This window comes from Amycolatopsis sp. lyj-23 (assembly GCF_046549135.1).
Taxonomy (GTDB): domain Bacteria; phylum Actinomycetota; class Actinomycetes; order Mycobacteriales; family Pseudonocardiaceae; genus Amycolatopsis.
In genome coordinates this window covers 75,807-102,088 of record NZ_JAJPWN010000013.1, presented here as the reverse complement: position 1 = coordinate 102,088, position 26,282 = coordinate 75,807, and the positions used below count along the sequence as shown (strand labels likewise).

The 26,282-nt window shown below is 70.4% G+C and carries 23 protein-coding genes and 1 pseudogene; 15 read left to right on the top strand and 9 right to left on the bottom strand.

The window, feature by feature from the left end:
• The first annotated feature begins 43 nt into the window (after positions 1-43).
• Together ACLJPY_RS30800 and ACLJPY_RS30795 are read left to right on the top strand one after the other, a co-directional pair.
• Positions 44-571 (top strand): CHAP domain-containing protein, encoded by a 528-nt coding sequence (locus ACLJPY_RS30800; RefSeq protein ID WP_410593700.1) that lies wholly within the window; start codon positions 44-46, stop codon positions 569-571.
• Positions 572-710: 139 nt separating this feature from the next.
• Positions 711-3,590, top strand: coding sequence for a BTAD domain-containing putative transcriptional regulator (locus ACLJPY_RS30795; RefSeq protein ID WP_410593699.1), 2,880 nt, complete (start codon positions 711-713; stop codon positions 3,588-3,590).
• A gap of 67 nt (positions 3,591-3,657) precedes the next feature.
• On the opposite strand, the gene ACLJPY_RS30790 is transcribed toward ACLJPY_RS30795, so the two are convergent.
• From ACLJPY_RS30790 to ACLJPY_RS30780, 3 genes are all read right to left on the bottom strand, one after another.
• Positions 3,658-4,206, bottom strand: coding sequence for an RICIN domain-containing protein (locus ACLJPY_RS30790; protein WP_410593698.1), 549 nt, complete (start codon positions 4,204-4,206; stop codon positions 3,658-3,660).
• Positions 4,207-4,328: 122 nt separating this feature from the next.
• Positions 4,329-5,309, bottom strand: coding sequence for an amidohydrolase family protein (locus ACLJPY_RS30785; RefSeq protein ID WP_410593697.1), 981 nt, complete (start codon positions 5,307-5,309; stop codon positions 4,329-4,331).
• The gene (locus ACLJPY_RS30780) at positions 5,306-5,857 is read right to left on the bottom strand and encodes an NADPH-dependent FMN reductase (RefSeq protein WP_410593695.1); all 552 of its coding nucleotides are present in this window, start codon (positions 5,855-5,857) and stop codon (positions 5,306-5,308) included. The genes ACLJPY_RS30785 and ACLJPY_RS30780 overlap by 4 nt, the downstream gene beginning before the upstream one ends.
• Before the next feature lie 78 nt (positions 5,858-5,935).
• On the opposite strand from ACLJPY_RS30780, the gene ACLJPY_RS30775 reads away from it, so the two are divergent.
• Positions 5,936-6,406: a MarR family winged helix-turn-helix transcriptional regulator gene (locus tag ACLJPY_RS30775; protein ID WP_410593694.1), complete on the top strand. Its 471-nt coding sequence runs from the start codon at positions 5,936-5,938 to the stop codon at positions 6,404-6,406.
• A 49-nt stretch (positions 6,407-6,455) separates the two neighbouring features.
• Here ACLJPY_RS30775 and ACLJPY_RS30770 read toward each other — a convergent pair whose 3' ends face one another.
• Both ACLJPY_RS30770 and ACLJPY_RS30765 read right to left on the bottom strand, forming a co-directional pair.
• The gene (locus ACLJPY_RS30770; RefSeq protein WP_410593692.1) at positions 6,456-7,496 is read right to left on the bottom strand and encodes a hypothetical protein; all 1,041 of its coding nucleotides are present in this window, start codon (positions 7,494-7,496) and stop codon (positions 6,456-6,458) included.
• Positions 7,496-7,996 (bottom strand): SigE family RNA polymerase sigma factor, encoded by a 501-nt coding sequence (locus tag ACLJPY_RS30765; protein WP_410593691.1) that lies wholly within the window; start codon positions 7,994-7,996, stop codon positions 7,496-7,498. The genes ACLJPY_RS30770 and ACLJPY_RS30765 overlap by 1 nt, the downstream gene beginning before the upstream one ends.
• A 155-nt stretch (positions 7,997-8,151) precedes the next feature.
• Between ACLJPY_RS30765 and ACLJPY_RS30760 the strand changes: the two genes are divergently transcribed.
• The 7 genes and pseudogenes from ACLJPY_RS30760 to ACLJPY_RS30730 all read left to right on the top strand — a co-directional run bounded on the left by ACLJPY_RS30760 (position 8,152) and on the right by ACLJPY_RS30730 (position 14,043).
• The gene (locus ACLJPY_RS30760; RefSeq protein ID WP_410593690.1) at positions 8,152-9,078 is read left to right on the top strand and encodes an acetoacetate decarboxylase family protein; all 927 of its coding nucleotides are present in this window, start codon (positions 8,152-8,154) and stop codon (positions 9,076-9,078) included.
• 17 nt (positions 9,079-9,095) lie between these two features.
• Positions 9,096-10,019: an NAD-dependent epimerase/dehydratase family protein gene (locus ACLJPY_RS30755; RefSeq protein ID WP_410593689.1), complete on the top strand. Its 924-nt coding sequence runs from the start codon at positions 9,096-9,098 to the stop codon at positions 10,017-10,019.
• A gap of 59 nt (positions 10,020-10,078) precedes the next feature.
• Entirely contained in the window at positions 10,079-10,711 is a 633-nt protein-coding gene (locus tag ACLJPY_RS30750) for a TetR/AcrR family transcriptional regulator (protein WP_410593688.1), read from the top strand.
• Positions 10,708-11,436, top strand: a complete 729-nt coding sequence (locus tag ACLJPY_RS30745; protein WP_410593687.1) for a type 1 glutamine amidotransferase domain-containing protein — start codon at positions 10,708-10,710, stop codon at positions 11,434-11,436. The genes ACLJPY_RS30750 and ACLJPY_RS30745 overlap by 4 nt, the downstream gene beginning before the upstream one ends.
• A 259-nt stretch (positions 11,437-11,695) precedes the next feature.
• Positions 11,696-12,082: a hypothetical protein gene (locus ACLJPY_RS30740; RefSeq protein ID WP_410593685.1), complete on the top strand. Its 387-nt coding sequence runs from the start codon at positions 11,696-11,698 to the stop codon at positions 12,080-12,082.
• Positions 12,083-12,172: 90 nt separating this feature from the next.
• Positions 12,173-12,889: a hypothetical protein gene (locus tag ACLJPY_RS30735; protein ID WP_410593683.1), complete on the top strand. Its 717-nt coding sequence runs from the start codon at positions 12,173-12,175 to the stop codon at positions 12,887-12,889.
• Between the two features lie 823 nt (positions 12,890-13,712).
• A pseudogene (locus tag ACLJPY_RS30730) lies at positions 13,713-14,043 on the top strand (MerR family transcriptional regulator).
• Positions 14,044-14,138: 95 nt separating this feature from the next.
• Here ACLJPY_RS30730 and ACLJPY_RS30725 read toward each other — a convergent pair.
• Entirely contained in the window at positions 14,139-14,789 is a 651-nt protein-coding gene (locus ACLJPY_RS30725; RefSeq protein ID WP_410593682.1) for a TetR family transcriptional regulator, read from the bottom strand.
• 105 nt (positions 14,790-14,894) lie between these two features.
• Between ACLJPY_RS30725 and ACLJPY_RS30720 the strand changes: the two genes are divergently transcribed.
• Positions 14,895-15,671: an SDR family NAD(P)-dependent oxidoreductase gene (locus ACLJPY_RS30720; protein WP_410593680.1), complete on the top strand. Its 777-nt coding sequence runs from the start codon at positions 14,895-14,897 to the stop codon at positions 15,669-15,671.
• 26 nt (positions 15,672-15,697) lie between these two features.
• Positions 15,698-16,873, top strand: a complete 1,176-nt coding sequence (locus ACLJPY_RS30715; protein ID WP_410593678.1) for an FAD-dependent oxidoreductase — start codon at positions 15,698-15,700, stop codon at positions 16,871-16,873.
• 101 nt (positions 16,874-16,974) lie between these two features.
• Here ACLJPY_RS30715 and ACLJPY_RS30710 read toward each other — a convergent pair whose 3' ends face one another.
• Positions 16,975-17,439, bottom strand: a complete 465-nt coding sequence (locus tag ACLJPY_RS30710) for a hypothetical protein (protein ID WP_410593676.1) — start codon at positions 17,437-17,439, stop codon at positions 16,975-16,977.
• 144 nt (positions 17,440-17,583) lie between these two features.
• Positions 17,584-21,306 carry a helix-turn-helix domain-containing protein gene (locus ACLJPY_RS30705; RefSeq protein WP_410593674.1) on the bottom strand — a complete coding sequence of 1,241 codons (3,723 nt, stop codon included), beginning with the start codon at positions 21,304-21,306 and terminating at the stop codon, positions 17,584-17,586.
• Between the two features lie 802 nt (positions 21,307-22,108).
• Between ACLJPY_RS30705 and ACLJPY_RS30700 the strand changes: the two genes are divergently transcribed.
• Positions 22,109-23,146: an SEFIR domain-containing protein gene (locus tag ACLJPY_RS30700; protein WP_410593672.1), complete on the top strand. Its 1,038-nt coding sequence runs from the start codon at positions 22,109-22,111 to the stop codon at positions 23,144-23,146.
• Positions 23,147-23,254: 108 nt separating this feature from the next.
• Positions 23,255-24,265 carry a hypothetical protein gene (locus ACLJPY_RS30695; protein WP_410593670.1) on the top strand — a complete coding sequence of 337 codons (1,011 nt, stop codon included), beginning with the start codon at positions 23,255-23,257 and terminating at the stop codon, positions 24,263-24,265.
• Between the two features lie 17 nt (positions 24,266-24,282).
• On the opposite strand, the gene ACLJPY_RS30690 is transcribed toward ACLJPY_RS30695, so the two are convergent.
• Positions 24,283-25,695 (bottom strand): hypothetical protein, encoded by a 1,413-nt coding sequence (locus ACLJPY_RS30690; RefSeq protein ID WP_410593668.1) that lies wholly within the window; start codon positions 25,693-25,695, stop codon positions 24,283-24,285.
• A gap of 240 nt (positions 25,696-25,935) precedes the next feature.
• On the opposite strand from ACLJPY_RS30690, the gene ACLJPY_RS30685 reads away from it, so the two are divergent.
• Positions 25,936-26,268: a hypothetical protein gene (locus ACLJPY_RS30685; protein ID WP_410593666.1), complete on the top strand. Its 333-nt coding sequence runs from the start codon at positions 25,936-25,938 to the stop codon at positions 26,266-26,268.
• Positions 26,269-26,282: the final 14 nt, after the last annotated feature.

The window sequence follows — 26,282 nt, the reverse complement described above, 5'->3', positions numbered from 1 at the left end:
ACCGTCACGGCGCACACACTCCCCGGATAGGAAGGGCGTCATCATGCGCCGACCGTCCCGCGTCCTGCTCGCCTTCGCCGCCGTCATCGCCTTCGCCGTCAGCGGCACCGCCACCGCGACCGCCGCCCCCGCGGCCCGGACCGCCTCGATGGCCGCCCGGTACGGCACCGCCCCGGCCTCCTCCGCGGCCGGCACCATCGGCGACATCTACCCGGCCAAGTGGCGCAACGTCCCGCAGGATTCCGTCGTCGACGACTGGAACATGTACAACCGCGAGTGCGTCTCCTGGGCGGCCTTCAACATCGCCCGCCACGGCGAAAGCGCGAACAACTACGGTGACGCGAAGTATTGGGACGACAACGCCCGCTACGACGGCTACCGCGTCGACAACACCCCGACGGTCGGCGCCATCGCCCAGACGGACAACGGTACGTACGGCCACGTCGCCATCGTCGACAGCGTCCACAGCGGCACGATCACGGTCGAGGACTACAACTGGAACGGCGACGGCCACTACCTCGTCCACGACGTCAGCACGTCCTCCTTCCGCTACATCCACTTCTACAACTGACCCGGTGGCCGGCCCGCGCCGGGACGCACGATCATGCCGCCGTGCGGCGGGGCCCGGGTTCGCCCGGTCGTTGGTTGTGCCGGCGGGCGCGGGCCGATAGGTATGGGTGCGGGAAGTCGGGGTGGCTGGAGGGGCTCGCGTGACGGTGGAATTCCGCTTGCTCGGCGAGGTCGAGGCCGCCGTCGACGGTGTGCCCGCCGACATCGGCTTCGCCCAGCTGCGCTGCCTGCTGGCGGTGCTGCTGGTGGAGGCGGGCCACGTCGTGTCGGCCGACCAGCTGCTCGATCGGGCGTGGCGCCCGCACCGCCTCCCCCGGCGCCCGCGCGACGCCGTTCACCAGCGCATCGCCTTGGTGCGCAAGGCACTCGCCGCCGTGCCGGACGTCGCCGTCACGACGCACCCGGGCGGCTACCGGCTCGTCGTCGATCCGCAGCTGGTCGACCTGCACCGGTTCCGGACCCTCGTCGAGCGGACGCGCGCCGGCGAGCGGGACGAAGCCGCCGTGGCTGCGTTCGGCCAGGCGCTCGGGCTGTGGCGGGGCGATCCCCTCGCGGGCGTGCCGGACACGGCCTGGGTCGCTTCGGTGCGCACCACGCTCCTGCAACAGCGCCACGCCGCCGAGCTCGACCTCGCCGACATCCGGTTGCGCCTGGGGCAGCACGCCGGCTTGCTCGCCGAACTGTCCGACCGCGTGGAACGCCACCCGCTCGACGAACGCCTCGCCGGTCAGCTCCTGCTCGCGCTCTACCGCAGTGGCCGGCAGGCCGACGCGCTGGCGCGGTACGAACAGCTCCGCCGCGCTCTCGCCGACGAACTCGGCGTGCACCCGAGCCCGCCGCTGCGCCGGCTGTACCAGCAGATCCTCCACGCCGCCCCCGAACTCGCCGGGCCGACGGCCCGCGCCGCACCCGCGGTCCGCACCGAGCCGGCCCGCACTCCGGTGCCGCGGCAGCTGCCGGCCCCGCCGCGGCTGTTCACCGGCCGCGCCGCCGAACTGGCCCGGCTGGACACGCTCCTGGACGACCGGCCGGAGACCGGCGGCGCGGTGGTGATCTCCGCGATCGGCGGGACCGGCGGGATCGGCAAGACCTGGCTGGCGCTGCACTGGGCCCACACGCGCCTCGACCGGTTCCCGGGCGGGCAGCTGCACGTCGACCTCCGCGGTTTCGACCCCGCCGGGCAACCCGTTCCCCTGGTGACGGCGGTGCGCGGTTTCCTGGACGGCCTCGAGGTCGACCCGGGCACGATCCCGGCCGACCCGGACGCCCAGGTGCGGCTGTACCGCAGCCTGGTGGCCGGCAAGCGCATGGTGATCGTGCTGGACAACGCCCGCGACGCGGCCCAGGTCGTCCCGCTGCTGCCCGGCAGCCCGACCTGCACGGTGCTCGTCACCAGCCGGCGCCACCTCGGCGGGCTGGTGACCACCCACGGGGCGCACTGCGTCGACCTGGACGTCATCCCCGAGCACGAGGCCCGTGACCTGCTCACCCGCCACCTCGGCCACGACCGGGTCGCCGCCGAACCCGAGGCGGTCGACGAGCTGGTGGCCTGCTGCGCGGGCCTGCCGCTGGCGCTGGGCATCGTGGCCGCCCGCGCCACCCGCCACCCGGACTTCCCCTTGGCCGTCCTCGCGGACGAGCTGCGTGACCGGTCCGGCCGGCTGGACGCACTCGACCCCGGCGATCCGCGGACCACCGTGCGCACCGTCCTGTCCTGGTCCCACCACGCGTTGTCCGACGCGGCCGGGACCGCGTTCGGCCTGCTGAGCCTGGCACCGGGCCCCGACATCGGGCTGCCGGCCGCCGCGGCCCTGCTGGCCCGGCCGTCCGGCGCGACCCGGCTGCTGCTCAACGAGCTGGAGAACGCCTGCCTGCTCCGGCAGCACACGCCGGGCCGCTACCGGATGCACGACCTGGTCCGCCTCCACGCCACCGAACACGCCACCCGGCGGCACGACCCGGCCGAACGGGACGCGGCGCTGCGGCGCGTGCTCGACCACTACCTCCACCTCGCCCACGCCGCCGACCGCCTGCTGGATGCCCGCCGCCCGGATGTCCCGCTCGAGACGCGCGCCCCGGGTGCGGACGCCGACGAGCCGCGGGACATGGCGGCGGCGATGGCCTGGTTCGAGACCGAGCACGCCAACCTCGTGGATGCCCAGCGAGCCGCCGAGGAGCGCGCGTGGCACTCCCCCGTCTGGCAGCTGGCCTGGGTCCTGACCACCTTCCACGCCCGCCGCGGACACCGTCAGGACGACCTTTCCGCGTGGCGGGCCGCGGTGGCCGCCGCCGCGCACCTGCCGGGCCTCGCCGCCGCCCGCGCGCACCGCTACCTCGGTCGCGCCGAGGGCGAACTGGACCGCCACGAAGACGCGAGCCGGCACCTGGACCAGGCCCTCGCCCTGGCGGAGCGCCACCGCGACCCGGCCGAGCAGGCGCTCGCCCACCACCAGCTCGCCCGCGCGTGGGAGCGGCGGGACGACCACCGCCGGGCCCTGGAGCACGCCACCCGGGCGCTGGAGCTGTGCCGCGCCCTAGACCGGCCGGCCTGGGAAGCGCACGCGCTCAACGGCGTGGGCTGGCACGCCTCCCGGCTCGGTGACCACGACACCGCCCGCGCGTGCTGCCAGGCCGCGCTGGCCCTGCACCGCCGGCACGACAACCCCAGCGGCGAGGCGGACACGCTGGACAGCCTCGGCTACATCGACCACCACACCGGCCACCACGACCGGGCCGTCGACCACTACCGGCAGGCGCTCACGCTGTTGCGCCGGCTGGGCAACACCTACGAGTCCGCCGCCACCCTCGACCGGCTCGGCCACCCGTACATCGCCCTCGGCCGGCCCGAGCAGGCCCGGGAGGCGTGGCGGGAAGCGGCGGAGCTGTACGGAGCGCACGGACGCGACTCCGACGCCGACCGGGTCCGGCGGCAGCTGGAAACCCTCGACGAGAAGGGTCCCGGTGACCGTCCCCCGGACCGGCACGAGGGAGACGCACCCAAGGCGGCCTTCGGTGCGTGAGACGCAACCAAGGCCGCCTTGGGGCGCTTGAGCCGAGCCGCTGTCGGCGAACCTCAAACGCGCGGCACTAGTTGTACGGGCGCCACATGAACTCGCCGCTCTGCGCGCAGGTCCACTGGATCACCCAGGCGCCCGCGTTCGTCCGGCCACCGCCGACCGCCACGCACTTGCCGCTGTTGACGTTCACGAGCTGGTAGGCGCCTGCGAACACCGGCGAGGTCGCCGGCACCAGGGTGAAGACCTCCGCCGGGGTGTCGACGCAGGCGTAGATGCCGACCTGGGCGTTGTCGCCGGTGTCGCCGCGCCAGATGGACAGGCACTGGCCGTTGTGCTCGTTGACGAGCCGGTAGTTGTTGCCGCCGACGTTCACGGCGTCCCAGAAGATGGTGTAGTCGCCGCTGTCGCAGCCTTCCTGGCGGTTCGCGCCCCGCGCGTCCGGGGCGTAGGCCAGGCACAGCCCGCTGTTGGCGTTGGCCCACCGGTAGGTGCCGTCGGCGACGACACCGGCCGGCGAGGCCTTCGCGGAGGTCGCCGCCGTCGCCGGGACCACGACCCCGACCGCCGCGGCGGCGGCCATGGCGACCGCGGTGACGGCACGGATCAGACCACGTCTCATGCTCTCCCCTTTTCTCGTCGGCGCTGTCCGGTGACAGCGGTCCGCCGGGAAAGGTGCCCTGCGAAGGCGTAGAAAGCCTTTGGTGGCGCCTTAGTGCGCTGGTCAAGACCACTGCCGCGGACTCAGCGCCGGATGCCCGCGATCAGGGTTTCCCAGTTCCCGTGGGCGATTCGCGCCCGGTCGGCGTCGCCGATCGGCGCGGTCGCCACGAACCGCCGGGCGGAGCCGCCGTGCTCGCGGTTGAACGGGTGGTCCGAGGCGTACATGATCCGGTCCGCGCCCACGGTCTCCAGGCTCCACCGCAGGTACCGGTGGCTGGCGATGCCGCCCGGGGTGATGAAGACGTTCGTGCGGAAGTACTCCGCGATCGGGCGCTGCAGCGATGTCACCGCGTCCAGGGCCGCCACGCGGTCGAGGTAGAACAGCACCACCTCGCCCCAGTGCCCCAGGATCAGCTGCAGTCCCGGGAACCGGTCGAAAACCCCGGCGACGATCAGGCGGAGCGCGGTCAGCCCGGCGTCGTAGTGCCAGCCGAACGTCCCGGTGGCCAGCAGTTCGTCCACCGGGCCGCCGAAACGCCGGTAATAGGCCCCGGTCACCGCCGGGACCGGCACGCTCGGGTGCAGGTACACCGGGGCGCGCAGGTCCTCGGCGGCCTCGAAGATGTCCCAGAAGCGGGACTCGTCGAGGGCCTGGCCGCGGGAGTTCGCGTTCACCAGCGCCCCGTCGAAGCCGAGGTCGGTGACGGCCCGCCGCAGTTCGTCGGCCGCCGCCGCCGGAGTGGACGTCGCGAGAGCCGCGAACCCCCGGAACCGCCCCGGGAACCGGGCGACGGCGTCGGCGAGGACGTCGTTGACAGGGCGCTGCAGGGCGACGGCTTCGGCGGGGTCGAGGTCCTGCAGGCCGGGCGTCGTGAGCGACAGCACGGCGGTGTCGATCCCGGCGTCGTCCATCGCGGCGACGCGGCCTTCGCCGAGGTCGAGCAGCGCGGCACTGGCGACGGCCCGGCCCATCATCGGCGCGGCGAGCGCGGGGTCGTGCCGCCGCCACGCCGCGACCACGTCGGGCGTGGCGAAGTGCTCCTCGAGCCCGTAGAGCCTCACCGGATCGTCTTGAGCGCGCCGGCCCAGGCTTCGAGCTGGTCGAACAGCACCGACGCAGCGTCGTCGTGCATCGGGGACGGCGCGAACTCGGCGAAGTTCTCGAAGTCGGTGAAGAGCGAGAACGACAGCTGCTGGCGCACGTGGGCGATCTGCAGCTCACTGCAGATCGCCCGCAGGTGTTCGATGGCTCGGGCGCCGCCGAGCGCGCCGTAGGAGACGAAGGCGGCGGCTTTGTTGTTCCACTCGGCGTAGAGGTAGTCGATGGCGTTCTTCAGGACGCCCGAGGTGGAGTGGTTGTACTCCGGGGTGACGAAGACGAACCCGTCGAACTCGGCGATCTTGGCGGACCAGGCCTTGGTGTGGTCGTTGGCGTAGTTCCCCCGGCTGGGCGACACCGGTTCGTCCAGGTGCGGCAGCGGGTGGTCGAGCAGGTCGATCAGCTCGTAGGCGGCGTCCGGCCGGTCCTTCGCCTTGGCCAGCACCCACTCGGCCACGGCTGCGCCCTTCCGGCCGGGACGGGTGCTGCCGAGGATGATCGCGATCTTCACAGGGGTTCCTCTCACTTGAATGTTCAAGTGAGAGGCTAGCACGCCGACGTGAATTTTCAAGTCAGCTAGACTGTGGTCATGGCGGAACCCGAGCAGCGCTGGCTCACGAGCGACGAGCTGTCGGCGTGGCGCGGGTTCATGAGGCTCGCCCAGCGCCTCCCGGCTTCCCTGGAGACGCAGCTGCAGCGCGACGCGCGGCTGAGCTTCCTCGAGTACTACGTGCTCGCGCACCTGTCGGAGCAGCCCGGACGCCGGGCGCGGATGAGCGAGCTGGCGGCGCTGGCGAACACGGAGCTGTCCCGGCTGTCCCACCTGATCGGCCGCTTGGAGAAGCGCGGCTTCGCTCGCCGCGAACCGGATCCGGACAACGGGCGGTACACGCAGGCCATCCTGACGGATGCGGGCTTCGCGCACTTGGAGTCAGTCGCGCCCGCTCACGTGGAGCGGGTGCGGGAGTTGTTCGCCGACGCCTTGACCACCGCGGAGCTGCGCACGCTGCGGCGGATCGCGGACAAGGTGCTGGCCCGGGTCGACGACCGACCCGGATGACGTCCCGTGGGTCCTCTTCGGATGCGTCCGAAGAGGACCCACGGGAATCTCAGCGGGGCAGGACGAGGTGCTCGGCGATGGCGTACAGCTCCGCCTGCGTGCCGCGACCGGCGATGGCGATCGGCGCGTCGTGGACGGCCTCGAGGATCCAGAGGGTGCGGTAACCGTTCTCGTCCAGGTAGCGCGTCGCGTGTCCCTGCACCGGTTGCCCCGCGTCGCCGCGGACCTGATCGGCCTCGCCGCTGCGCACCTGAATCGGCGTCAGGGTGCTGCAGGTGCCCACCGAGTAGCTCGTCTGCGGACCGCTCGGACCCTTCTCGACGTCGAACGCACACATCCGCAGGCCGTCGGGCAGCGTGCCGAGGCCGAACGCCGGGGTGACGGTGGTGGTGCCCGGGAAGGCGACGTTCTCCGCGACGCGGCGGCCGGCGTCGATCAGTTGCTGCGCCGACGCCGTGCTGCCCGGCTCCGCGGCCACGTTGACGTACAGCGAGCCGCCCTCGGGGTGGGTCAGGTACAGCTCGTAGCCGCCCGGGCCGCCGGAGCGCGAGCTCTCCACCCCGGCCCGCCCGCCGATGGTGACCGGCCGGCCCGGACCGGACTTGAAGGCGGCCTCCCCGACCGGCATCGACCGCATTTCCTGCACGTCCACGAGCAGAACCTGCCCCCCGGACGTGACGTTCAGCAGGTACTCGCCGCCGTACACCGGCCTACCGGGGTTCGCCGCACTGGCCCCGGTGTTGATCCGGCGCGCGAGGTAGTCGGCCTTGCCCGGCGGCAGCCAGCCGAGCGAGAAGGGCATGGTCAGCTCCGCGATGGCCGCCTTGGCCGGCGCCGCGACGGCGACCGAACCGCTGCTCGGGCCGCTGCCCGTGGCCACCGGGTTGTCGTGCGCGGGCCGGTTCAGCGCGACGACGGCTCCCGCGGCCAGGACGAGCATGACCACCCCGGCCCCGGCCGCGAGCGGAGGGCTCACCAAGGCGCGCCTGCGGTCGAGGCGCTGCCGGGTGGCCGCCAGCACCTGGTCGCTGTCGGGAGCGTCGGGCTCGTGGGCGGTGAAGGTGTCCTTGATCAGGTTCTCGATGTCCATCAGCTCTCCTTCGCCTGAGCCATCCGGTCGACGTTCAGGCCGTTTCGCAGGGTCGTCAGGGCTTTGCGGGCGTGGGCCCGCACGGTGGCCGGTGCGCAGCCGAGCAGGTCGGCGATATCGGCGTCGGCGAACTGCTCGTAGTACCGCAGCACCACGACCGCACGCTGGCGCCGGGGCAACCGCGCCAGCCGCTGCCACATGTCCTCGCGCACCGCGTGGACCGACGCGAAGTCCTCCGGCCCCGCGGCATCCGGCGGATCGCCCACGGCGACCAGCCGCGCCGACCGGCTGCGCCGCCAGGACAGGTAGTCGTTGGTCACCATCCGCAGGACGTAGCGGTCGGGATGTTCGGCGTCACTGACCCGCGACCACCGTCGGTACACCTTGACCAGCACGTCCTGCACCAGGTCAGCGGCCTGCTCCCGCTCCCCGGTCAGCATCGTCGCGTAGCGCAGCAACCGCGGCAGGTGCGCCCGCACGAAGTTCTCGTAGTCAGCCATCACCCTGAAGACTGCCGACGCGCACGATCCGTGTACCGCCCGGCAGAACTTTCTCGCGAGCTCGGTGCGGCGCGCCGTCACGACGGCAATGTTGACTCTGCTTACATTGCGCGTTACGGTGATGTAAGCACTGCACACATCCCGAAGGAGTCCTCATGACGTCGCTGAAGACCGGCCAGGCCAGGGAGGTGGTCGAGGTCGAGCTCGGCGGCCGCACGGTCACCGTGCCGAAAGGCGGGCTGTACGACCGCTACCGCATGGACACCGATCTCGACGAGGTCGCCGAAGACCCACGCGTGCGCACTGTCGACTTCTTCCGGACGTTGCCGAAGACGGAGGTCCGGTCGGCGATCGGGCCCACCCGAACCCCGAACTTCTACTACGCGATGTCGAAGGCGCAGATCACCTACCTCGCCCCGGCGCAGGCGCTGCGATCCCGCCTTCCCGGTGAACTCGACCCCTTGCTGATCGCTCCGGGCCTCGGGCTGTTCTCGGTGGTCTTCTTCCGCTACGACGTCTGCGACATCGACTTCTACACCGAGGCCACCGTCGGCGTCGCGGTGCGACCCGCGCGGCACGGCGGTCCGGTCGGCGCCGACCTCCTGTCGGCACTGTCCAACGACGCCATGCACGCCTACGTCCTGTCGTTGCCGGTGAACACCGAGATCGCGCAGGTCCGCGGGCATGACGGCTACGGATTTCCCAAGTGGGTCACCGAAATCGACGTCGAGATCGACGACCGCAAGACGGTCGCGCGAGTCGCCAATGACGTGGGCGGTACCGACATCGCGCTCAACGTGGCCACGCCGCAGCAGAAGCGGGTGCCCAGCGGCACGAGCGTGTCCACGCTGACTTCGTACACGCAGCTCGGTGGCGGCTGGAACGCGACGCTGAGCCAGACCAACAACCTCGCCACCGGCCGAAAGCTGCTCCCGCGGGACGTGCTCCTCGAACTGGGGTCGGGACGCCTGACCGACGACATCCGTTCCCTCAAGCCGATCAAGCCACTGCGGCTCGACGTGGTCACCGAGGGCCAGAACGCGCTGCACCTCCCGGTCCCCGTCTCCTTCCCGGCACGATGAGCGCGGCGAGGAACGCAATGCAGACCGTACTGGGAGCCAACGGCCAGATCGCCGAAGAGCTCACCCGCTACCTCCACGACCACGTCACCCACGACATCCGCCTGGTCAGCCGGAACCCCCGCAAGATCCACGAGACCGACCAGCTGGTCAAGGCCGACCTGATGAACGCCGAAGCGACCGCGGCCGCCGTCGCGAACAGCGACATCGCCTACCTGACCGTCGGTCTCCCCATCGACTCCGCGGTGTGGGAACAGCGGTTCCCCGTGATGATGGCCAACACGATCGCCGCCTGCCGCAGGCACGGTACGAAGCTGGTGTTCTTCGACAACACCTACATGTACCCGCGAACCGCCGCCCGCCAGGTCGAAGACACCCCGTTCGAGCCGGCCGGACGCAAGGCGGCGGTGCGGGCGCGGATCGCGGACACGCTGCAGCGGGAGATGGACGCGGGCACCATCGACGCCGTCATCTGCCGCGCGCCCGAATTCTACGGTCCCGGCAAGACCAAGAGCCTCACCAACTCCGCCGTCTTCGACCGGATCAAGCGGGGCAAGCGGCCCCTGGTCCCGCTCGACGCCCACACCAAGCGCACCCTGATCTGGACGCCGGACGCCAGCCGCGGCATGGGGCTGATCGGCAACACCCCGGACGCCTACGGCCAGACCTGGCACCTCCCCGTCGACCCGCAGCGGCTCAGCTACGCGGACATGATCACCGTGGCCGGCGAGGTGACCGGCAAAGACATCCGCTACACGACCGTCCCGGCGGCGGCCTTCAAGCTCGGCGCCCTGTTCAGCCAGCCGGTGAAGGAAGCCTCCGAACTGCTGCCGCGTTACCGCGTCGACAACGTCTTCGACTCCTCCAAGTTCGCCGCGCGCTTCCCCGGCTTCGCGGTCACGACCTACCGCCAAGGGATCACCGAGATCCTCGCGGGCCAGTAGCCGTGGCGGGACACCGGCGTGCGGTATGTTTGCGGTGCTCACATGAGACGGGGGTAACCGTGCCGACATCCGCCAAGGGCAGCTACCACCACGGCGACCTGCGGGCGACGCTGATGACGATCGCGATGCGCATGCTCGAGGCGGGCGAACCGTTCTCCCTGCGGGCGATCGCCCGAGAAGCCGGAGTTTCGCCGACAGCCCCCTACCGCCACTTCGCCGACCGGGACGCGCTGGAGTCGGCACTGGCCGCCGAAGGGCTGCGCAACCTCAAAGCCGACCTCCTCCGGGGCAGCGGCGGACCGCCCGCCACGGTGGCCGACCTGGCCGAACTCGGCGTCGCCTACGTCGACTTCGCCCTGCGCCGGCCGGCGCTGTTCCGGCTGATGTTCGGCCACCCCTGCGACGACGCGAACGACGCCCGCGTCCGCGCGGCGGCCGAAGTGCACGAACTGCTGGGCGCCGCCGTCTCCGGCGTCTTCCCCGACGTCGACCCGGCCGCCCTGGCGACCGCCGGCTGGGGCCTGGTGCACGGACTGGCCTGCCTGCACCTCGACGGCAAGCTGACCAGCGTGTCGGCCGAGGACGTCGCAAACCAGGTGCGCAGTTCGTTTGCCGCGATTTTCGCAGCCCGCGCCGCCGTCGACGACCTCGCTGCCAGCACCGTGAACACGACCGTCCGGGAGTCGCGATGATCAAGGTTCTGCAGGTTCTCTCCGCCGCGCGCGTCTGGACGCTCAAGGACGGCACCGAGCACCCGACCGGTTTCTGGGCCGAGGAGTTCGTCGTCCCGTACAGGCTGTTCACCGAAGCCGGCTGGGACGTCACGCTCGCCACCCCCGGCGGCGAGGAACCGGTCGTCGACCGCCTCAGCCTCGGCGTCAAAGGCGGCGTCCTGCCCCACACGGCCAAGAAGCTCAAGGCCGAGCTCGCCCGGCTGGCTTCCGTGCTCGAGCAGCCGGCCGACCTGTCCGAGGTGGATCCCGACGACTTCGACGTCGTGTTCTACTCCGGCGGCCACGGCCCGATGGAGGACCTCGCGGTCGACGCGACATCCGGGGCGCTGCTGACCAAGCGCCTGGCCTCCGGCCGCCCGGTGGCACTGCTGTGCCACGCACCGGCGGCGGCGCTGGCCGCGACGAACCCGGACGGCAGCTGGCCGTTCGCCGGGTACACGATGACCGGTCTGTCCAATGCGGAGGAACGGCTCAACCCGTTCGCGTGGAAAGCCAAGTGGCTGCTGGAAGACCGCCTCAAGGAAGCAGGCGCCGATTACACGTCCGGACTGCCGCTGAAGTCCAAGGTGGTCGTTGATCGGAACGTCTACACGGGACAGAACCCGGGCTCCTCGGCCGCGCTTGCCCGCCGCCTCGTCACCGACGTCACCGGAAAGCAATCCGCAAGCCCCAGCGGAGCATGACCTGAGCCGGCGACTTCCCGCAGGACTCGGCGATGCCGACGATGGCCTCGCACCGGAGGCAGCGAACGCTGCCCGCATGACTGCTCGACCCGATCTTGCCGTCCGCCACGGCGCGTGGTGATGCTACTACTCCGAGCACATGCGAGGAGCGGTGATGCACGGTCACGATTCGCGGGAACGGGGAACTCCGGACCGGGTCGCCCGGCGGGCCGGCAGGTCGGCCGCAGGCCAACGAGCACCGGGTCCGGTCGACGCCCTGGTGCTGCAGCGCACGGCAGGCAACGCCGCTGTCGTGCGTTTGCTGGGGCGCGGTGTCCCCGCGTCGGGTGACGTGGTCGTCCAGCGGGGCAAGGAGTCGCAAGCCAGGCCGGACAAGGGGAAAGAAGTAGTAGGTAAAAAGAAAGGCGACAAGAGGAAGAGAGGCAAAAAGAAGACCGGCACTGAGCGAAAGGAAGAGGTAGCCGACGAGCCCAGGAAACCGGACGATGTGGAGCGCGTGCCCGACTACCCGGACACCTTGCCGCAAGCCGAGATCCAGAAGCGGATGTTCTACGCGGCATACCTCCTCTTGGAGGCCGAAGCCAAAAGCAGATCGGCGGCCGCACCGCACACCGCCTCTCGCGATGCGACCGAACTGAAGGACTGATACGCCCCCGTTCGCGACAACGGGCTGTGCGGCGGGTGGGCCACCATCCACCGCCTTGAGCCTGATTGGCTGCTGTCGTTGTGGAGTTCGTTGTCCGCATGGCAGATCGAAGGCAATGTGGACGCGCCCGTCCTGAAGGACCTGGGGTCCCTCGTCGGCGAACTGAAGAAGAGGCTGGTCGACTCGAGCCAGGGGCGGGAAGCCGGCGAAGTTGTCCGGGCACTGATCGCCGCTTGGGGCGATATGGACGGGAAGGAGCCGGATGAGAAGTACGGCAAGCTGCCGAACTCGCTGCTCGGCCTCGCCGACGAACCGGAGATGACCGACGCCTGGGAGCACACGGAGAAGTCCCAGGCGACCCGGCGCATCGCCGACGCCGGCCCCGCAATCGCCGAACTGGTGCAGGATCGCGTCGCACATGGTGCGCGGAGCATGGAGTACTACTTCTACTTCGAAACCGAACATCACCATTTCGGGGTGTACGTGTCGAAAGGCCGATGGACGGTCTGCGAGCCCGAGCACTTCGGCGTGGTGCGGATCGACGTGGCGGATCTCGGCCAGCTGCTCGGCCTCGGTTTCCTCGCCGCCTACAACCCGAAGAACGACGACGGCTCAATTTGGTCACGCCCGGCGAATCCCATCATCAAGCCCGAGGAAGAGATCGAAAGAATGAATCGCGAGGAGAAATCCGAGTACTACAAGGGCATCGCCGACCGGCAGGCGGAGATCAGGGAGTGGCGCGAGGCGCGCAATGCACTGAAGATCACCTTCGAGATGAAGGTGCACACCCGCCGCGGCCGCCGCTGACCCGGCGTTCGCGAACCGCGCCCAGCTGCCCCGCTGGCCGTGGTCGCGGCGAGCTGGTGCAGCTTGCCCGTCGGGTCGAGCTGCGCTGGTCACTCATCGCACTGCCCTCCCCGTCCGCGCACTGCGGGCTCACCTGCGGTTCCGTGGACGCGAGGTACCCCGATCGGGTCATGACGCAAAATCTACGTCGACCGGGTTAGACATTCGACGCCGGGTGTGTGTAGAGTCCTCCTCGTACCGAGAAAGACAACGTCAAGCAGGCGCGGGAGAGGACGTAACTACCCGCGAAGTGAGACAAGCGGTCAGGCAGCACGGGGCCAATCAGTGAACAGGTCTCGGCTGGTGACCGGAGCAGTGCCCGGGACCGGGTTTGAAGACGAAGCAGAAGTAGTGGTCCCGGTGAAGTCGGATAGATCGCAGTACGCAGTGCCAGCCAGGTGGCCGGAGCCGATCAATGTAAGGGGTTCCGGGCAGTGGCTCGCGGTATCAGGCGTGCTGGGGCCGATCAGTGGAAGGGTTCCAGCCGGTGGTGACCGCGGAAGCAGTACGCAGCACCAAGGAAACACAGAAGAGAAGGGAAAGGGCACATCATTGGATCGCCCGCAGCGGCTGGCCAGTAGCGCCGCGCGGGCACCGTAGTCCCATCGGATTGGCAGGTGGTTCTCGGTTACGAGTAAGCGATCCTCGCCTCGTCCGCCTTTCGGCCGGGCGACGCGAGTACAGGAAGCCGGCGGTCGCGCCGGCTGACAATGGTGAAACCCAAACCCCTGGGACCCCGGGTGCCGTGCATGGCACCCGGGGTCCCTTGTGATGCGGAGGTGGAATGATCCCTGACCAACACGCCCCGGCCACCCCCGCGGCCGACAAGTTCGACGACGAGCACTACCCCGGCTACACCATGGGCCGGGCCGCGGACATGCTGGGCACCACGCAGAACTTCCTGCGCAGCCTCGACGAAGCCGGCCTGATCACCCCCCCAGCGCTCCACCGGCGGCCACCGCCGCTACTCCCGCCACCAGCTGCGCATCGCCGCCCGAGTGCGGCACCTCGTCGACGAAGGCACCGCCATCGACGCCGCCTGCCGCATCATCTCCCTCGAAGACCAGCTCCACGAAGCCCAACGACGCAACACCAGCCTCCACCCCGCCGACTGAACCCGCGAGGTGTACCGCCGGCCCCCGCAGGTGGTACACCTCGATTCGACCGCCGAGGACGAGCACGCTTCCTCAAGGTTTCGACAGCGCGGCCGTCATCCCTCGCGGCGGGCGTAGTCACCGATCCCGTGGCCCACCATGTCACGCGCCGCCTCCAGCCAATCGCCGAAGGCCTTGCCCTGCCGGGCTTTCGGGTGAGACCGGATGTAAGCCATCACGTCCGGAGAAGCCATGGTGCGGTAGATCATCACCAGCTGCGCGGCGGCGACGCGCGGCTGGGGTGAATGTGGCGGTACGCCGGTTTCCGCCGCGAGTTCGGCGGCGACGGCGTGCTCGAAGCGTTCCCACATCAGCCGCATCCGCGCGTGCAGTCCCGGGCTGTCACCGACGATGCCGTGCAGCCGTTCCAGCTCGGCGACCGCCCCGACCGGGCTGCTGGTCATGCTCGTGCTGAGCACGTTCACCACGGCGTCGAGCGGTGTGGTGCCGGCGGGGCGCTCGCGGATGCCGTCGACCAGGCTGCGCAGCACCTCGTCTTCACCGTGGAAGACCAGGTCCTCTTTGGCCGGGAAGTAGACGAACACGGTCTTGGCCGCCACGTTCGCCGCGTCGGCGATCTCGGCGACGGTAACCCGGTCGAACCCCCGCTCGGCGAACATGGCCTCGGCGGCGTCGATCAGCGCCTGCCGGGTGATCAGCTTCTTGCGTTCGCGCAGACTCAGCCGTTCGCCATGGTCGCCTGCCATCCGGGCACGGTAACACCTTCTTCTCTCGACAACTTTGGTGAGTCCGCTACGTCACATCACTCGGTAAAATAAGTAACTCACTAACTTTTTCGCTTCACTGTAGTCATGGACGCGAGGGAGAACGTGATGAACGACTGGACCGGCCGGGTCGCGGTGGTGACCGGGGGAAGCAGCGGCATCGGCCTGGCGACGGCCGCCGAGCTGGCGAAGGACGGATACGCCCTGGTGATCGTCGGTCGCGACCCGGGCAAGCTGGCCGCGGCCGCACAACACCTCGGAGGAAGCACGCCGGTTCACCGCGTGGCCGCCGATCTGGCCACCGTGGCCGGTACCGAGCGGATGACCGACGAGGTCCGCGCCCGGTACAGCCACGTCGACGTGGTGTTCGCCAACGCCGGCAAGTCGGACGCGCCGCCGATCCTCGACACCCTCGAGCAGGATTTCGACCTGATGATGGCCACGAACGTCAGGAGCGTCTTCTTCACCGTGACCAAGCTGCTGCCGCTGGTGCGCCGGGGCGGGTCGGTGGTGGTCACCAGCTCGGTTTCCGAGGCCAAGGGCCGTCCCGGTGATCCGCTGTACTCGGCCAGCAAGGCCGCGGTGCGCAGTCTCGTGCGAACCCTCGCGGTGGACGAGGAGGTCCTGGCTCGTGGGGTCCGGGTCAACGCGGTCACCCCGGGTTGCATCGCGACCCCGCTGACCGCCCAGACGGATCCGGACCTGCAGACCGCGATCGACGACTACGTCACCGGCACCGTGCCGATGGCCCGGTGGGGCCGCCCCGAAGACGTCGCGCACGCGGTCGTCTTCCTCGCGAGCGAAAAGGCCTCGTACATCACCGGCTCGGAGATCGTCGTCGACGGCGGTCTCGCCCAAATCTGAACCAGCTCGAACACGAGGAGTCGGCCATGACCGAACACCGCACCGCAGCTCAGGCCCTACGCGCCGCCGAGGTCGTCATCCTCGGCGCCGGTCCCGCCGGGCTCGCCGCCGCCCGGCTGCTGAACCAGCGCGGCCTGGCCCCGCGCGTCCTCGAACGCGACGCCAGTCAGCACGCCCGGTCGCAGGGCGGCAGCCTCGACCTCGCCGGACAGGGCGGCCAGCTGGCGCTGCGGGAGATGGGGCTCAGCCGGGAGTTCGAGGCGCTGGCCCGGCCGCTGGGGCAGCGGCTGTGCCTGATGGACCCGGACGGGACCGTCCGGGTCGACGTGGACGAAGCAGCGGGCGAGTACCGGCCGGAGATCGACCGCGTGCAGCTCCGGCAGCTCCTGATCGACGCCCTGCCGCCGGAGACGATCACCTGGGGTGCCGAGGTCAGCGACGTCACACCGCTCGCGAACGGCCGGCACCGGGTGCGCCTGGCCGACGGTCGCCGTCTCGACGCCGACCTGGTCATCGCCGCAGACGGCATCCGCTCACGCGCACGTCCCCTCGTCACCACCGAACAACCGGCCTACAGCGGCATCACCTTCATCCACGCTGATGTACGCAACCCCGGCCCCGGCTCGTTCGTCGTCCGGCACACCGGTGAGGGTGCTCTCCACGTACTCGGCGACGACAGGGCGATCCTGGCCCAGCGCGCCGCCGACCGGTCGGTGCGCGTCTACTTCGCCGTGCGCACGGCCGAAGACCCGGCCCGCGTCCAAGGCGAACACTTCGGCGACCCCACCCCCGTCCGGGAGCGGCTGCGCGAGACCTTCGCCGGCTGGAGCCCGGACCTACTGAACGTGCTCGACGAGCTCGACGGCGACTTCGCGTACTGGCCGCTCTACGGGATGCCCGCGCACCAGCAGTGGCACCAGCACTCCGGGATCACCCTGCTGGGCGACGCAGCCCACGTGATGCCGCCCTTCGGAGGAGAAGGCGTGAACATGGCGCTGCTCGACGCCGTCGAACTCGTCCACGCCCTGTTCTCCCCGGAGCACGCCACCGTCGACGAAGCGATCACCGCGTTCGAGCGCCGCATGCTGGATCGCATGACCGGCGTCATCCTCGACACCGGCGCCGCCGGCGAGTTGCTGCTGAACCCGGCCGGGACCGCGCCCCTGCTCGCCCACTTCGCCGCCGCACAAGCCCGCCGGTGAGCGGGAACGAAGCAGGTCCGGACGTCCATGGCGTCCGGGCCTGCTTCGTCCCCCTTCCCCGTCCTCGCCGGACCTCCTCCGGCTCGGCGCGGCCGGAGCCGCTACTGGATCGGGAACGTCTGCTGACGGCCGTCCTCGCTGAGGCTCAGGTTCTCGGACTGGAAGTTCTTGACCCGGCCGTTGGCGAAGTCGAGCTCGACGTACATGGTGAACTGCCAGGTGTCGTTGCCCTTCGGGTCGATCCGCACCACGGCCGTCCCGCCCGCGAAGTCGTCCCGGGTGGCGGCGTCGAGAACCTGCATCCCGAACGGGCCGTTGTCGCTGTTGTCCGGGAACTGGCCGAAGTCGGAGTCGGTGCGGGCGGCGATGGTGCCGTCCTTCTCCTTCACGTACACGGTGACGTGGGAGTCGTGGTCCTTGTCGTTGTCGGTGGTGTGGAACCGCACCGTGGCCTTGACCAGGCCGTCGTCCAGCACGCTCGCCGGGGCGGCGCTCGCCACCGGGGTGAGCGCGGCGAGACTGGCGATCGCGAGGCCGGCGGCGCCGAGCATGGTTCGTGTGAACATCGTGGATTCCCCGTTCTGTCTGGTGTGGCAGCCCGGTCTGCCGGGCATCACCAGCTTTGGCCGCGACCCGCGCCAGGCGGCAGGGGTTCCCCGTATCCCGCGCCGGCGGAATACCGGGATACCCCCGCTGAGCTGCGGAAACGCTCACGGGCAGGGTGGGTCGTAGGCGGAGTCGCCGAACGCCGCGGACCACTGCGCCGGGGTGACCCGGGTGCCGGCGAGGTCGCAGGCCAGGCGAGCGGCCCGGTCCGCGTCGGTCTCCCAGCGCCGGATGATCCGGTCGCGCCCCGCACTGATCAGCGTGTGCCCGTCGGGGTGGAAGGCGAGGGCGTAGACGAGGTCCGTGTGCCCGGTGAGGATCGCCCGCACACCCGGCTTCGCCGGATCACCGACCGTCCAGAGCCGGACGTCGCCGTCGTCACCCGCCGTGGCGAGGGTCCGGCCGTCCGGGCTGAACACGACGGCGTTGACCGGGGCCGAGTGCCCGGAGAGCGTCGCCACGTCTCGGGGGTGCGCCGGGTCGGCGACGTCCCACAGCTTCGTGGTGTGGTCCCAGGCGCCGGTGGCGAGCGTGTGCCCGTCCGGGCTGAAGGCCACCGAACGGACGACGTGGGTGTGGTCGGCCAGGGTGGCGAGCGCGCGCGGGCGGGTGGGGTCCGTGGTGTCCCAGAGCCGGGCCGTGCGGTCGTAGCTGCCGGTGGCGACGGTGTGCCCATCGGCGCCGAAGGCCACGGTCATCACCCGGTCGGTGTGGCCGTCGAGCCGGCCCAGAGCAGCGGGTTTCGCCGGGTCGGTGACGTCCCAGAGCCGGGCGGTGTGGTCGTCACCCCCGGTCAGCAACGTGCGGCCGTCGGGGCTGAAGGCGAGTGCACGTACTCGCTCGCTGCTGCCGGCCAGCTTCCCGGACGCGCGGGGCCGGCGCGGATCACCCAGGTCCCACAGGGTGACACCGCCCTCCGCGCCGGCGACGGCGAGCAGGCGGCCGTTCGGGCGGAAGGCCAGCGCGCGCAGCCGCTCGGGCGCGCTGATCGTCGCGAGCGCGTGCGGGTCGCCGGGAGCGGCCGTGTCCCAGAGCCGGATGGTCCGGTCCAGGCCCGCGGAGGCCAGCACCCGGCCGTCGGGGGCGAAGGCCAGCGTGAGGACGCGGTCGGTGTGCCCGGTGAACTCGGGCACCGGTAACCGCCAGAGCCGGGCGGAGTTGTCGTCGCTCCCGGTCGCCAGGGTGTGGCCGTCCGGGCCGAACACGACGGTGGTGACGGCCTCGGTGTGGCCCGCCAGGACCGACAAGGTGGCGGGGTTCCCGGGGTCGGTGACGTCCCAGAGCACGGCCGTCCGGTCGTCGCTCGCGGTGGCGAGGGTGCGCCCGTCCGGGCTGAACGCGACGGAGTTCACCTTGTCGGTGTGCGTCGCGAGGACTCCGAGCGCCGCGGGGTGGCCCGGCGTGCCGACGTCCCAGAGCCGGGTGAGGTGATCTCCTCCCCCGGTGGCCAGCGTCTTCCCGTCCGGGCTGAACGCCGCGGTGTCCACCGCTTGGCCGAGTTCCGCCAGCGGCCTCGGCCGCGGCCGGTCGGTGACGTCCCACAGCCGGACGGTCCCGCCGACCGTGGCGAGGGTGTGCCGGTCGGCGCTGAAGGCGATCGCGTTGACCGAGCCGGTGTGGCCCGGCATCGTCCCCGACGGCTGCGGTCCCGGTCCGGAGACGTCCCACAGCCGTGCGACGCGATCGTCGCCGCCGGTGGCGAGCGTGTGGCCGTCCGGGCCGAACGCCACCGAGCGCACCGGGCTCCCGAGGCGCAGGACCGTGCGCGCCGGCGTTCCGCCGAAGTGCCACAGTGACACCGTGCCGTCCTCGCTGCCGGTGGCGAGCGTGCGCCCGTCGGGGCTGAAGGCCGAAGACGTGACGACGCCGGTGTGCCCGGCCAGCACCCGCGGTTCCGCAGGGGAAGCGGCGTCCCACACCCGGACCTCGTGGTCGTCGTCGGTGGTGGCGAGCGTGTGCCCGTCCGGGCTGAACACGGCCGAGGTGACCGTGTCCGAGTGGTCGAGGCGGGTGAAGTGCGGACTGGCGACCGCGCTGAGCAGGCCGCTCAGCGTCTCGGCGCCGGGCGCGAGCCGGGCGGCCGCCAGTGAGAGCTGCACCGCCAGCCCGGGGTTCGAGGCGTGCAGCGCGGGAGTCTCGGCGACGACCTTCTCGGCCAACGCCAGATCCCGCTGCCGGTGTTCCCGGTGCTCGGCCACCCACGCCCAACCCGCGGCGGCGACCGCCAGCAGCGACAGGACCGCGAGACCCGCGACGAGCCGCCGCAGCCGGCGGGTACCGCGTTGTTCCTCCCGCTCGCCGGCCTGGAGGTATTCGCGTTCGAAGGCGGTGAGCCGGTCGGGATGCTCGGCTGCCCACTCCTTCGCACCGGCCAGCGGGGCGCCCCGCTGGAGCAGGTCGACGGGGCGGCCGTGGCGCCGCCAGACCTCGGCGGCCTCGGAAAACCGTTGGTGCGCGCGAAGACCGGTCCGGTCGGTTTCGGTCCACGCCCGCAGCCGCGGCCACGCCCGCAGCAGGGCTTCGTGCGTGATCTCGACGGTCTGCCGGTCCAGGGTGAGCAGGCGGGCCGCGACCAGGGCCCGCAGGGCGACCAGGTTCGGTTCCCGTTCGGGGCCGTCCCCCAGCAACCCGTCCAAGTCAGCGCGCCGGCGGGTGTCTTCGTCCTCGCCGACGTGGACGAGCCGCAGCAGAAGCCGCCGAGCCGCGCGACGGCCGTCGTCGTCGAGGCTGGTGTAGACGCGCTCGGCCGTGGCCGCGACCGCCCCGCGGATGCCCCCGGTCAGCTCGTACCCGGCAACGGTCAAGCGGTCGCCTTCGCGCTGTTGCCAGGTCGTCAGGAGCGCGTGCGAGAGCAGCGGCAGCGTGCCGGGCTCGCCGGCGCTGCGGGGGAAGCCGAGGTCGCGGAGCAAGATCTCGACCAGGCCGGGTTCGAGGTCGACACCGGCCTCCCGGGCGGGGCCGGTGATGGCCTCGACGAGTTCCGCTTCGCTCATCGCCTCGATCACGAACTGGTTGTGCTGCACGGCGTCCAGCAGTTCGGGATAAGCCAGGCAGCGGCCGTAAAAGTCGGCACGGACGCCGAGCACCACCAGCTGGACGGCGGATTCCCCGTCGGGACGAGCGCAGAGCGCCGCGATGAACTGCCGGCGTTCGCCCTCGTCCTCGCAGAGCGCGAAGACCTCCTCGAACTGGTCGACGACGATGACCAGGCGCGAGTTCGCCGGGCCCAGCGCCGTCCGCAGCGCGTCCGTCCAGCCGTGCACGGCCAGGCTGTCCCGTAGGCCCGACGCGGAGGTCCCGAGGACCTTCGCCGCACCTTCACCCAGCGCCCGGGCGGGGCTCGCGGTGGGCGTCATCACCAGCACCGGCCACTTCGCGGCCCCCGCCACCGGCAGAACACCGCGGGCGAGCGCCGGGATCAGAGCAGCGTGGAGCAACGACGACTTCCCGGCACCGGAGGCCCCGAAGACAACGAGCGGGAGGCCATGGTCAAGGCCCGCCGCAACTCGGCTCGTCAGGGCCGCGCTGATGCGTCCCCGCCCGAAGAACCGCCCGGCATCACCCGCCCCGAAGGCCGAAAGACCCAAATAGGGGCAGGCAGAAGTGTCACCGGCCTCCACAATGGCGATCAGCGCCCCGTCGCACGCGAGCACCTCGTCGAGCCTGCGAGCCAAATCGGCGGTGGCCGGTTTGCGGCCGTTTTCGATGTTGCTCAGGTAGCCCTTGCTGTAATGGGTCAGCCGGGACAGCTCCGCCAGCGACAGTCCGCGCAGCGCACGCAGTTTGCGTAGCTGTGAAGCGAAATTCAGCTCCGGATCAGGCTCCACGGGTCTCCCAGGTGGTGCTGGTCTCACGAACAAGATCATCGTGAGCGTAGCGGTTTCCGCTACCGACAGCTGGCTCCGGTGACTCGACAATGGGGGGAGATGCATTCATCGATGTTTCAGAAGCCAGCCGGGTACTTCTGATGGGTGATGCAGTCGAGAAGGCAGCAGCACGCCGTGAGTCAAGCCCGGACATCGAACGAACACCACGGCCGAGAACCAAACCCCTTGCCGATGGCAGACCTGTCGGCCGCCTGCGCTCCGGTGTTGCACCCGAGTTGTCACGACACCCGTTCGGACGTATGCACGTAACGAAACGAAACCCTTCGCGTGCTCGACGGGACCCGCCGTTTCGGCCGCGGACTCCGGTTCGGCGAAATTCTGGACAAAAACTCGACACCTTCGCCAAAGCGAAGAAGCCGGCTGCCCGATCGTTATCCGATGCGGTAACGACGTTCCGACCGTCGTCGATTACCGTGCCATGGCCGTACCGGCCGGCGGCATTCGGTGCTGTTGAAGGGTCCACGATGAACCACGAAGATTCGGTGAACAATTCCTACCGACAGTTGCGCCCGCCAACGTTCTTGCCGGCTGCCGCGGCGTGCTCGGTGCTCGGCGCTCTGGCCATCCTCGGCTTCCCCGCGGTACCGGACGGTGTCGGGTGATGATCCGAAACGTCGACGAATGATCTTCCGGAACTGACAGAACCAGGACAAAGAGCGGTCACTGTGCCGTGTCCGCCGTGGCGGCTCGCGTCCTGGGGTTCAATCTGCGCAATCGACCGTGCCCCAGGAGATTCGGCAAGATGTTGGAGCAGCAAGTGACGACCGAGGCCGCCGCAGAAAAACCGCCGAGGGTTTTCATCACCTACTCGCACGACAACGATCAGCACCGCGAACTCGTTCGCACGTTCGCCACCTTCTTGCGAACCGATGTCGGACTCGACGTCCGGCTCGACCAGTGGGCCGACGACGGACGCCGCGACTGGTCGTTGTGGGCGATCGAGCAACTCGCCGAGGCCGACTTCGTGCTCGTGATCGCGTCACCGGACTACAAGCGGCGGGCCGAGGGCACGGAGGCGCCGCACCGGGGTCGCGGCGCGCAGTTCGAATCGGCGATGATCCGCGACAACATCACTCAGGACCTGCCGAAGGCCACCCGGCGGATCCTGCCCGTCGTCCTGCCCGGCCGGCGCGTCGAGGAGATCCCGTCCTTCCTGAACGCCCACTCCACGACCCGCTACGAGATCAAGGAGTTCACGCCGGCCGGCGTGGCCGACCTCCTCGTCGCGCTGACCGGAGTGGCCCGGTTTTCGCTGCCCAAGCTCGGCGATTTCGCGCGCGCCCGCAAAGCGGCCGCCGAGGCGTCGAACTCCGCTACGCAACCGTCGCCGGTCCTGCTGACGTCCGTTCTCGCACCGGCCAGCTGCGGTTCCGACATCCACATGACCAGCGCCGAAATCGACGGCGTGCACCGCGGCGACAGCATCGTGTACCGGCCGTCCCTCTTCGCGAACGAGCCTCGCGCCGTCGTCGAGTACAACCTGTCCCGGCGTTATACCGGGTTCGAAACGGTTGCCGGGGTGCTCGACGACGCTGTCGACGCCGACCAGGTCGGATATTTCCAGGTCTTCCTCGACGGCGTCGCCCAGGAGCAAGTCGCGGTCCGGATGGGAAAGCCCGCCTGGCTGCGGTACGACGTCGTCGGCGTGTTACGCCTCAAGCTGGTCGCCTACCGTCCCGGAACCACGAAGAACCCGATGCTCGCGGGAGCGTTGCTGGCCGGCGGGCAGTCGAACAAGCTGCCGGAGCTGGCGTGGGGAAATCCGGCTCTCTACGCCTGACGTACGGGTGATCGGCCCCGGGCGGCCTGATCCACGCAACCCGACCGCCGGATACCCCCGCCAACTCGTCCACAGACCTGAAACCGATAAAAGGGGCGAACAGTGTCGATGACCGAAGAGGAATTGAATCGCACAGCGGTGTCCGTGTTGTCGCACTACCTGCAGCGAAGGTCAAGTGCCGGACCGGCAGCCTACGACGGCCCGCTGGAGAACCTTCTGGGCCGAGTGCAGGCGCGGTTCGCCGATCCGTTCCTCGCCGAGGTGTTCGCGCGGTTCGCCGAGCGCCCTTCGGGGATGGTCGAAGCCGAAACAATGCGGCTGTACCTCGGGCAGGAAACAGCGCGGGACGAAGCGTTCGCCCGGGAGCTGACCTCGGCTCTCGCGGGGCGGAAGGTGCGCAAGGCGATGAACCCCGGGCGACGAGCCCGCGTGGCCCTCCTGGCCCTCGGTGGCCTGGTCCTGCTCGCCTCGAGTTTCGTGGTGGGCCGGGTGAGCGCACCCCGGCCCACGCCGCCGGCGGCCGCTCCGGCGGCAACAGTCACCGTGAGCCCGGCGGCCAGCAGCGCGCCGGCCACGGAAGCCACCGAATCATCGGCGTCGGCGACGACGTCGACAACGACGTCCGCCACCGGCTCCGCCGGGCAGGCCGTCTCGGGGGACGGCGGCAGTGTGCCGAAGGACTCCCCCGTCCTGCTGGTGGACCTGCCACGTCCCAGCGATGACTGGCACTTCGAACACGGTGACCACGACGTCCAGCTGACCCAGTACCAGAACTCGATGTGGAACATGCTGGCGACCTGCAACAGCAGCGCCTACCGCGGTGAACAGCAGTTCCGCCTGAAGAACTTCACCCGGCTGGAAGCGAAAGCGGTGGGAACCGACTCGACCGCGTCCCCGGACCTCGCGGTCAAGTTCGAGGTCTTCGTCAACGACGACGCAGTCAACGCCAAGCAGACCGTCGTGGTGAACCCGGGGGAAAGCAAGCCGCTGTCGGTCGAGCTGCCTCGGGACGTCTACGCGGTAACGCTCCGGACGTCGTTCACGAGCCCTTCCGGAAAGCCCTGCCGGAGCGGCAACGCCGTCTGGGGATCTCCCTTCGTCGTCGCAGCCGGGAGGTGACGACCGGACGGCTCCGGTCACATCCCGGCGCTCAGCCGGATGTGCGGCGGTATCCCGTGCCACCACCGCGCCGAAACCCTCGCGACCTCGGGCAGGCCCGCCGTCGCGACGACTTGCCGCAGGAACCGGTGGTGGCCGGCACGACCGGCGGCGTAGACGAGGCGGTCGAGCACGGACGCGGTGCCGGCGTCCGGTCGCCATTGCCGGGCGACGGCGAGCACGGCGCGCCAGAAGGTGTCCTCGCTCGTGCCACCGACGTGACCGAGGGCGAAGGCCGCCGTCTCGCGGAGGTCCGGCGACGTGCCTGCCGCGAGTACCAGCTGCTCGAGCACGCCGCGTTCGCGCTGACCGCCCAAGTTGCGCGCCGCCTCCGCCACCGTCACCAACTCGGCGCCGCTGTGCCGGCCGGCCAGCGCCCGGCCGAGTTCTCGCGCGATCGACGCGCGGTACGGGCTGGCCTGGAGGAGGAACAGCGCGTGCATGCGTTCGTCGAAGACGTCGGCGCCGAGCGACTCGGCGAGCAGATCGGTCAGCACCGGATCGTCCGCGGTACCGATCCTGTCGTTGACCGCAGCGGCCGCCACACCGATCCGGTTCGGCCGGCCACCCGGACGGCCGCGGTCCTCCCGCCGGGGAAACGAGAACCGCTTGCGCAGGGGCAGGGGAAGGCACGCGGCGATCGCGGCGACCAGGGGCTGGTCGTCCACGTCGGCCAAGGTGCCACCGACGTGGGCGAGCTGTTCGGCGGTGAAGTGGCCGAGCCGGACCTTGCGGTGACAGGACAACAGCGCACCGGAAAAGGAGCGGTTCGACGTCGGGTTCCTCAAGTGCCGAAGGACGACCGATGCTGCGAGAGGTGACGAAGTGGCGTCGAGGACGGACAGGGTCCCGATCAAGCTTTGGGCCGACCGATCGGCGGCGGCCGCCGCCGCGGTGGCCACCGCGACCTCGCCACCCACCCGATGGGCCAGCAGACGGTGGAGCGCCTCCGCACGCCACAGCCAGTGGGTTCCGTCGGCGATCGCCAGTTCCGAGAGCAGCCGCTCGGCCAGCGTTTCCCACGTCGAGCGGGGGCTCAACACGACGACGCCCCGTGACAGGAGATCGGTCAGCTCGTCCCAGTCCCGGCCGGTGAACAAGTCCTTGCCGACGGCCCGGTCGATGAGCGAATCGAGCCGCGCGGACACCGCAGCCGGTTCGAGGGGCGGCCGGGGCAGGGCGGGTGACGGTCCCAGCCGGTTCCCGTAATAGCGCGCCATGTTGTCGGCGACGGTCAGCAGTTCCGGCCGGCCGAGCGCGTCGGCATAGCTGCGGACCGCGAGATGGGTGACTGTGCTGCTTCCCCGCTCCCAGCGGCTCAAAGTGCTGGGCGCGGTCGCGTGGCCGATCGTGGCGGCGAACTCCCGCAAGCCGCGGGTTCCCCGGCTCACTCGCAACAGCCAGCCCAGTCTCCGGGTGCTCTCGCTTCGCCCGAAATTCACCACCTTTCTTTGCTACCACACCCTTTCCGCGCTTCCCTGCCGAACTGTGCCGACAATAACCGGACAGAAAAGGGCCGGAAAGACCCGGAAGACCGTGTTGCGCAGTAATTCGTCTCGGCAACGAGCACGCCGATCACCTCACCCGCCGTCCTAACGTGAGCCGGTGACCGCGAAATACGAGGAGGTATCATGAAGATCGTGCGCAAATCGCTGGCAGCGACGGCGATCGCAGTGGCTGCCGTCGCGGGTGGCACCGCGACCGCGTCCGCCGCACCGGCGAGCCACGACTCGGTGCAGGCCGCCCGCGGGTACGTCACGCAGGGAAACCTGCGTTCGGACCCGAATCTCGGGGCCGCCATCAAGGTGACCATCTACAACCAGTGGGTGGACATCAACTGCTGGCTGGACGCCGGTGACAACGGCTTCGGGTCGAACCGCTGGTTCAAGGCCACCTACTACTCGCAGGTGGGGTACCTGAGCTCCGGTGTCGTGTCCCAGCAGCCGTCGGTCGGGCACTGCTGAGCCCGGGCTCACCG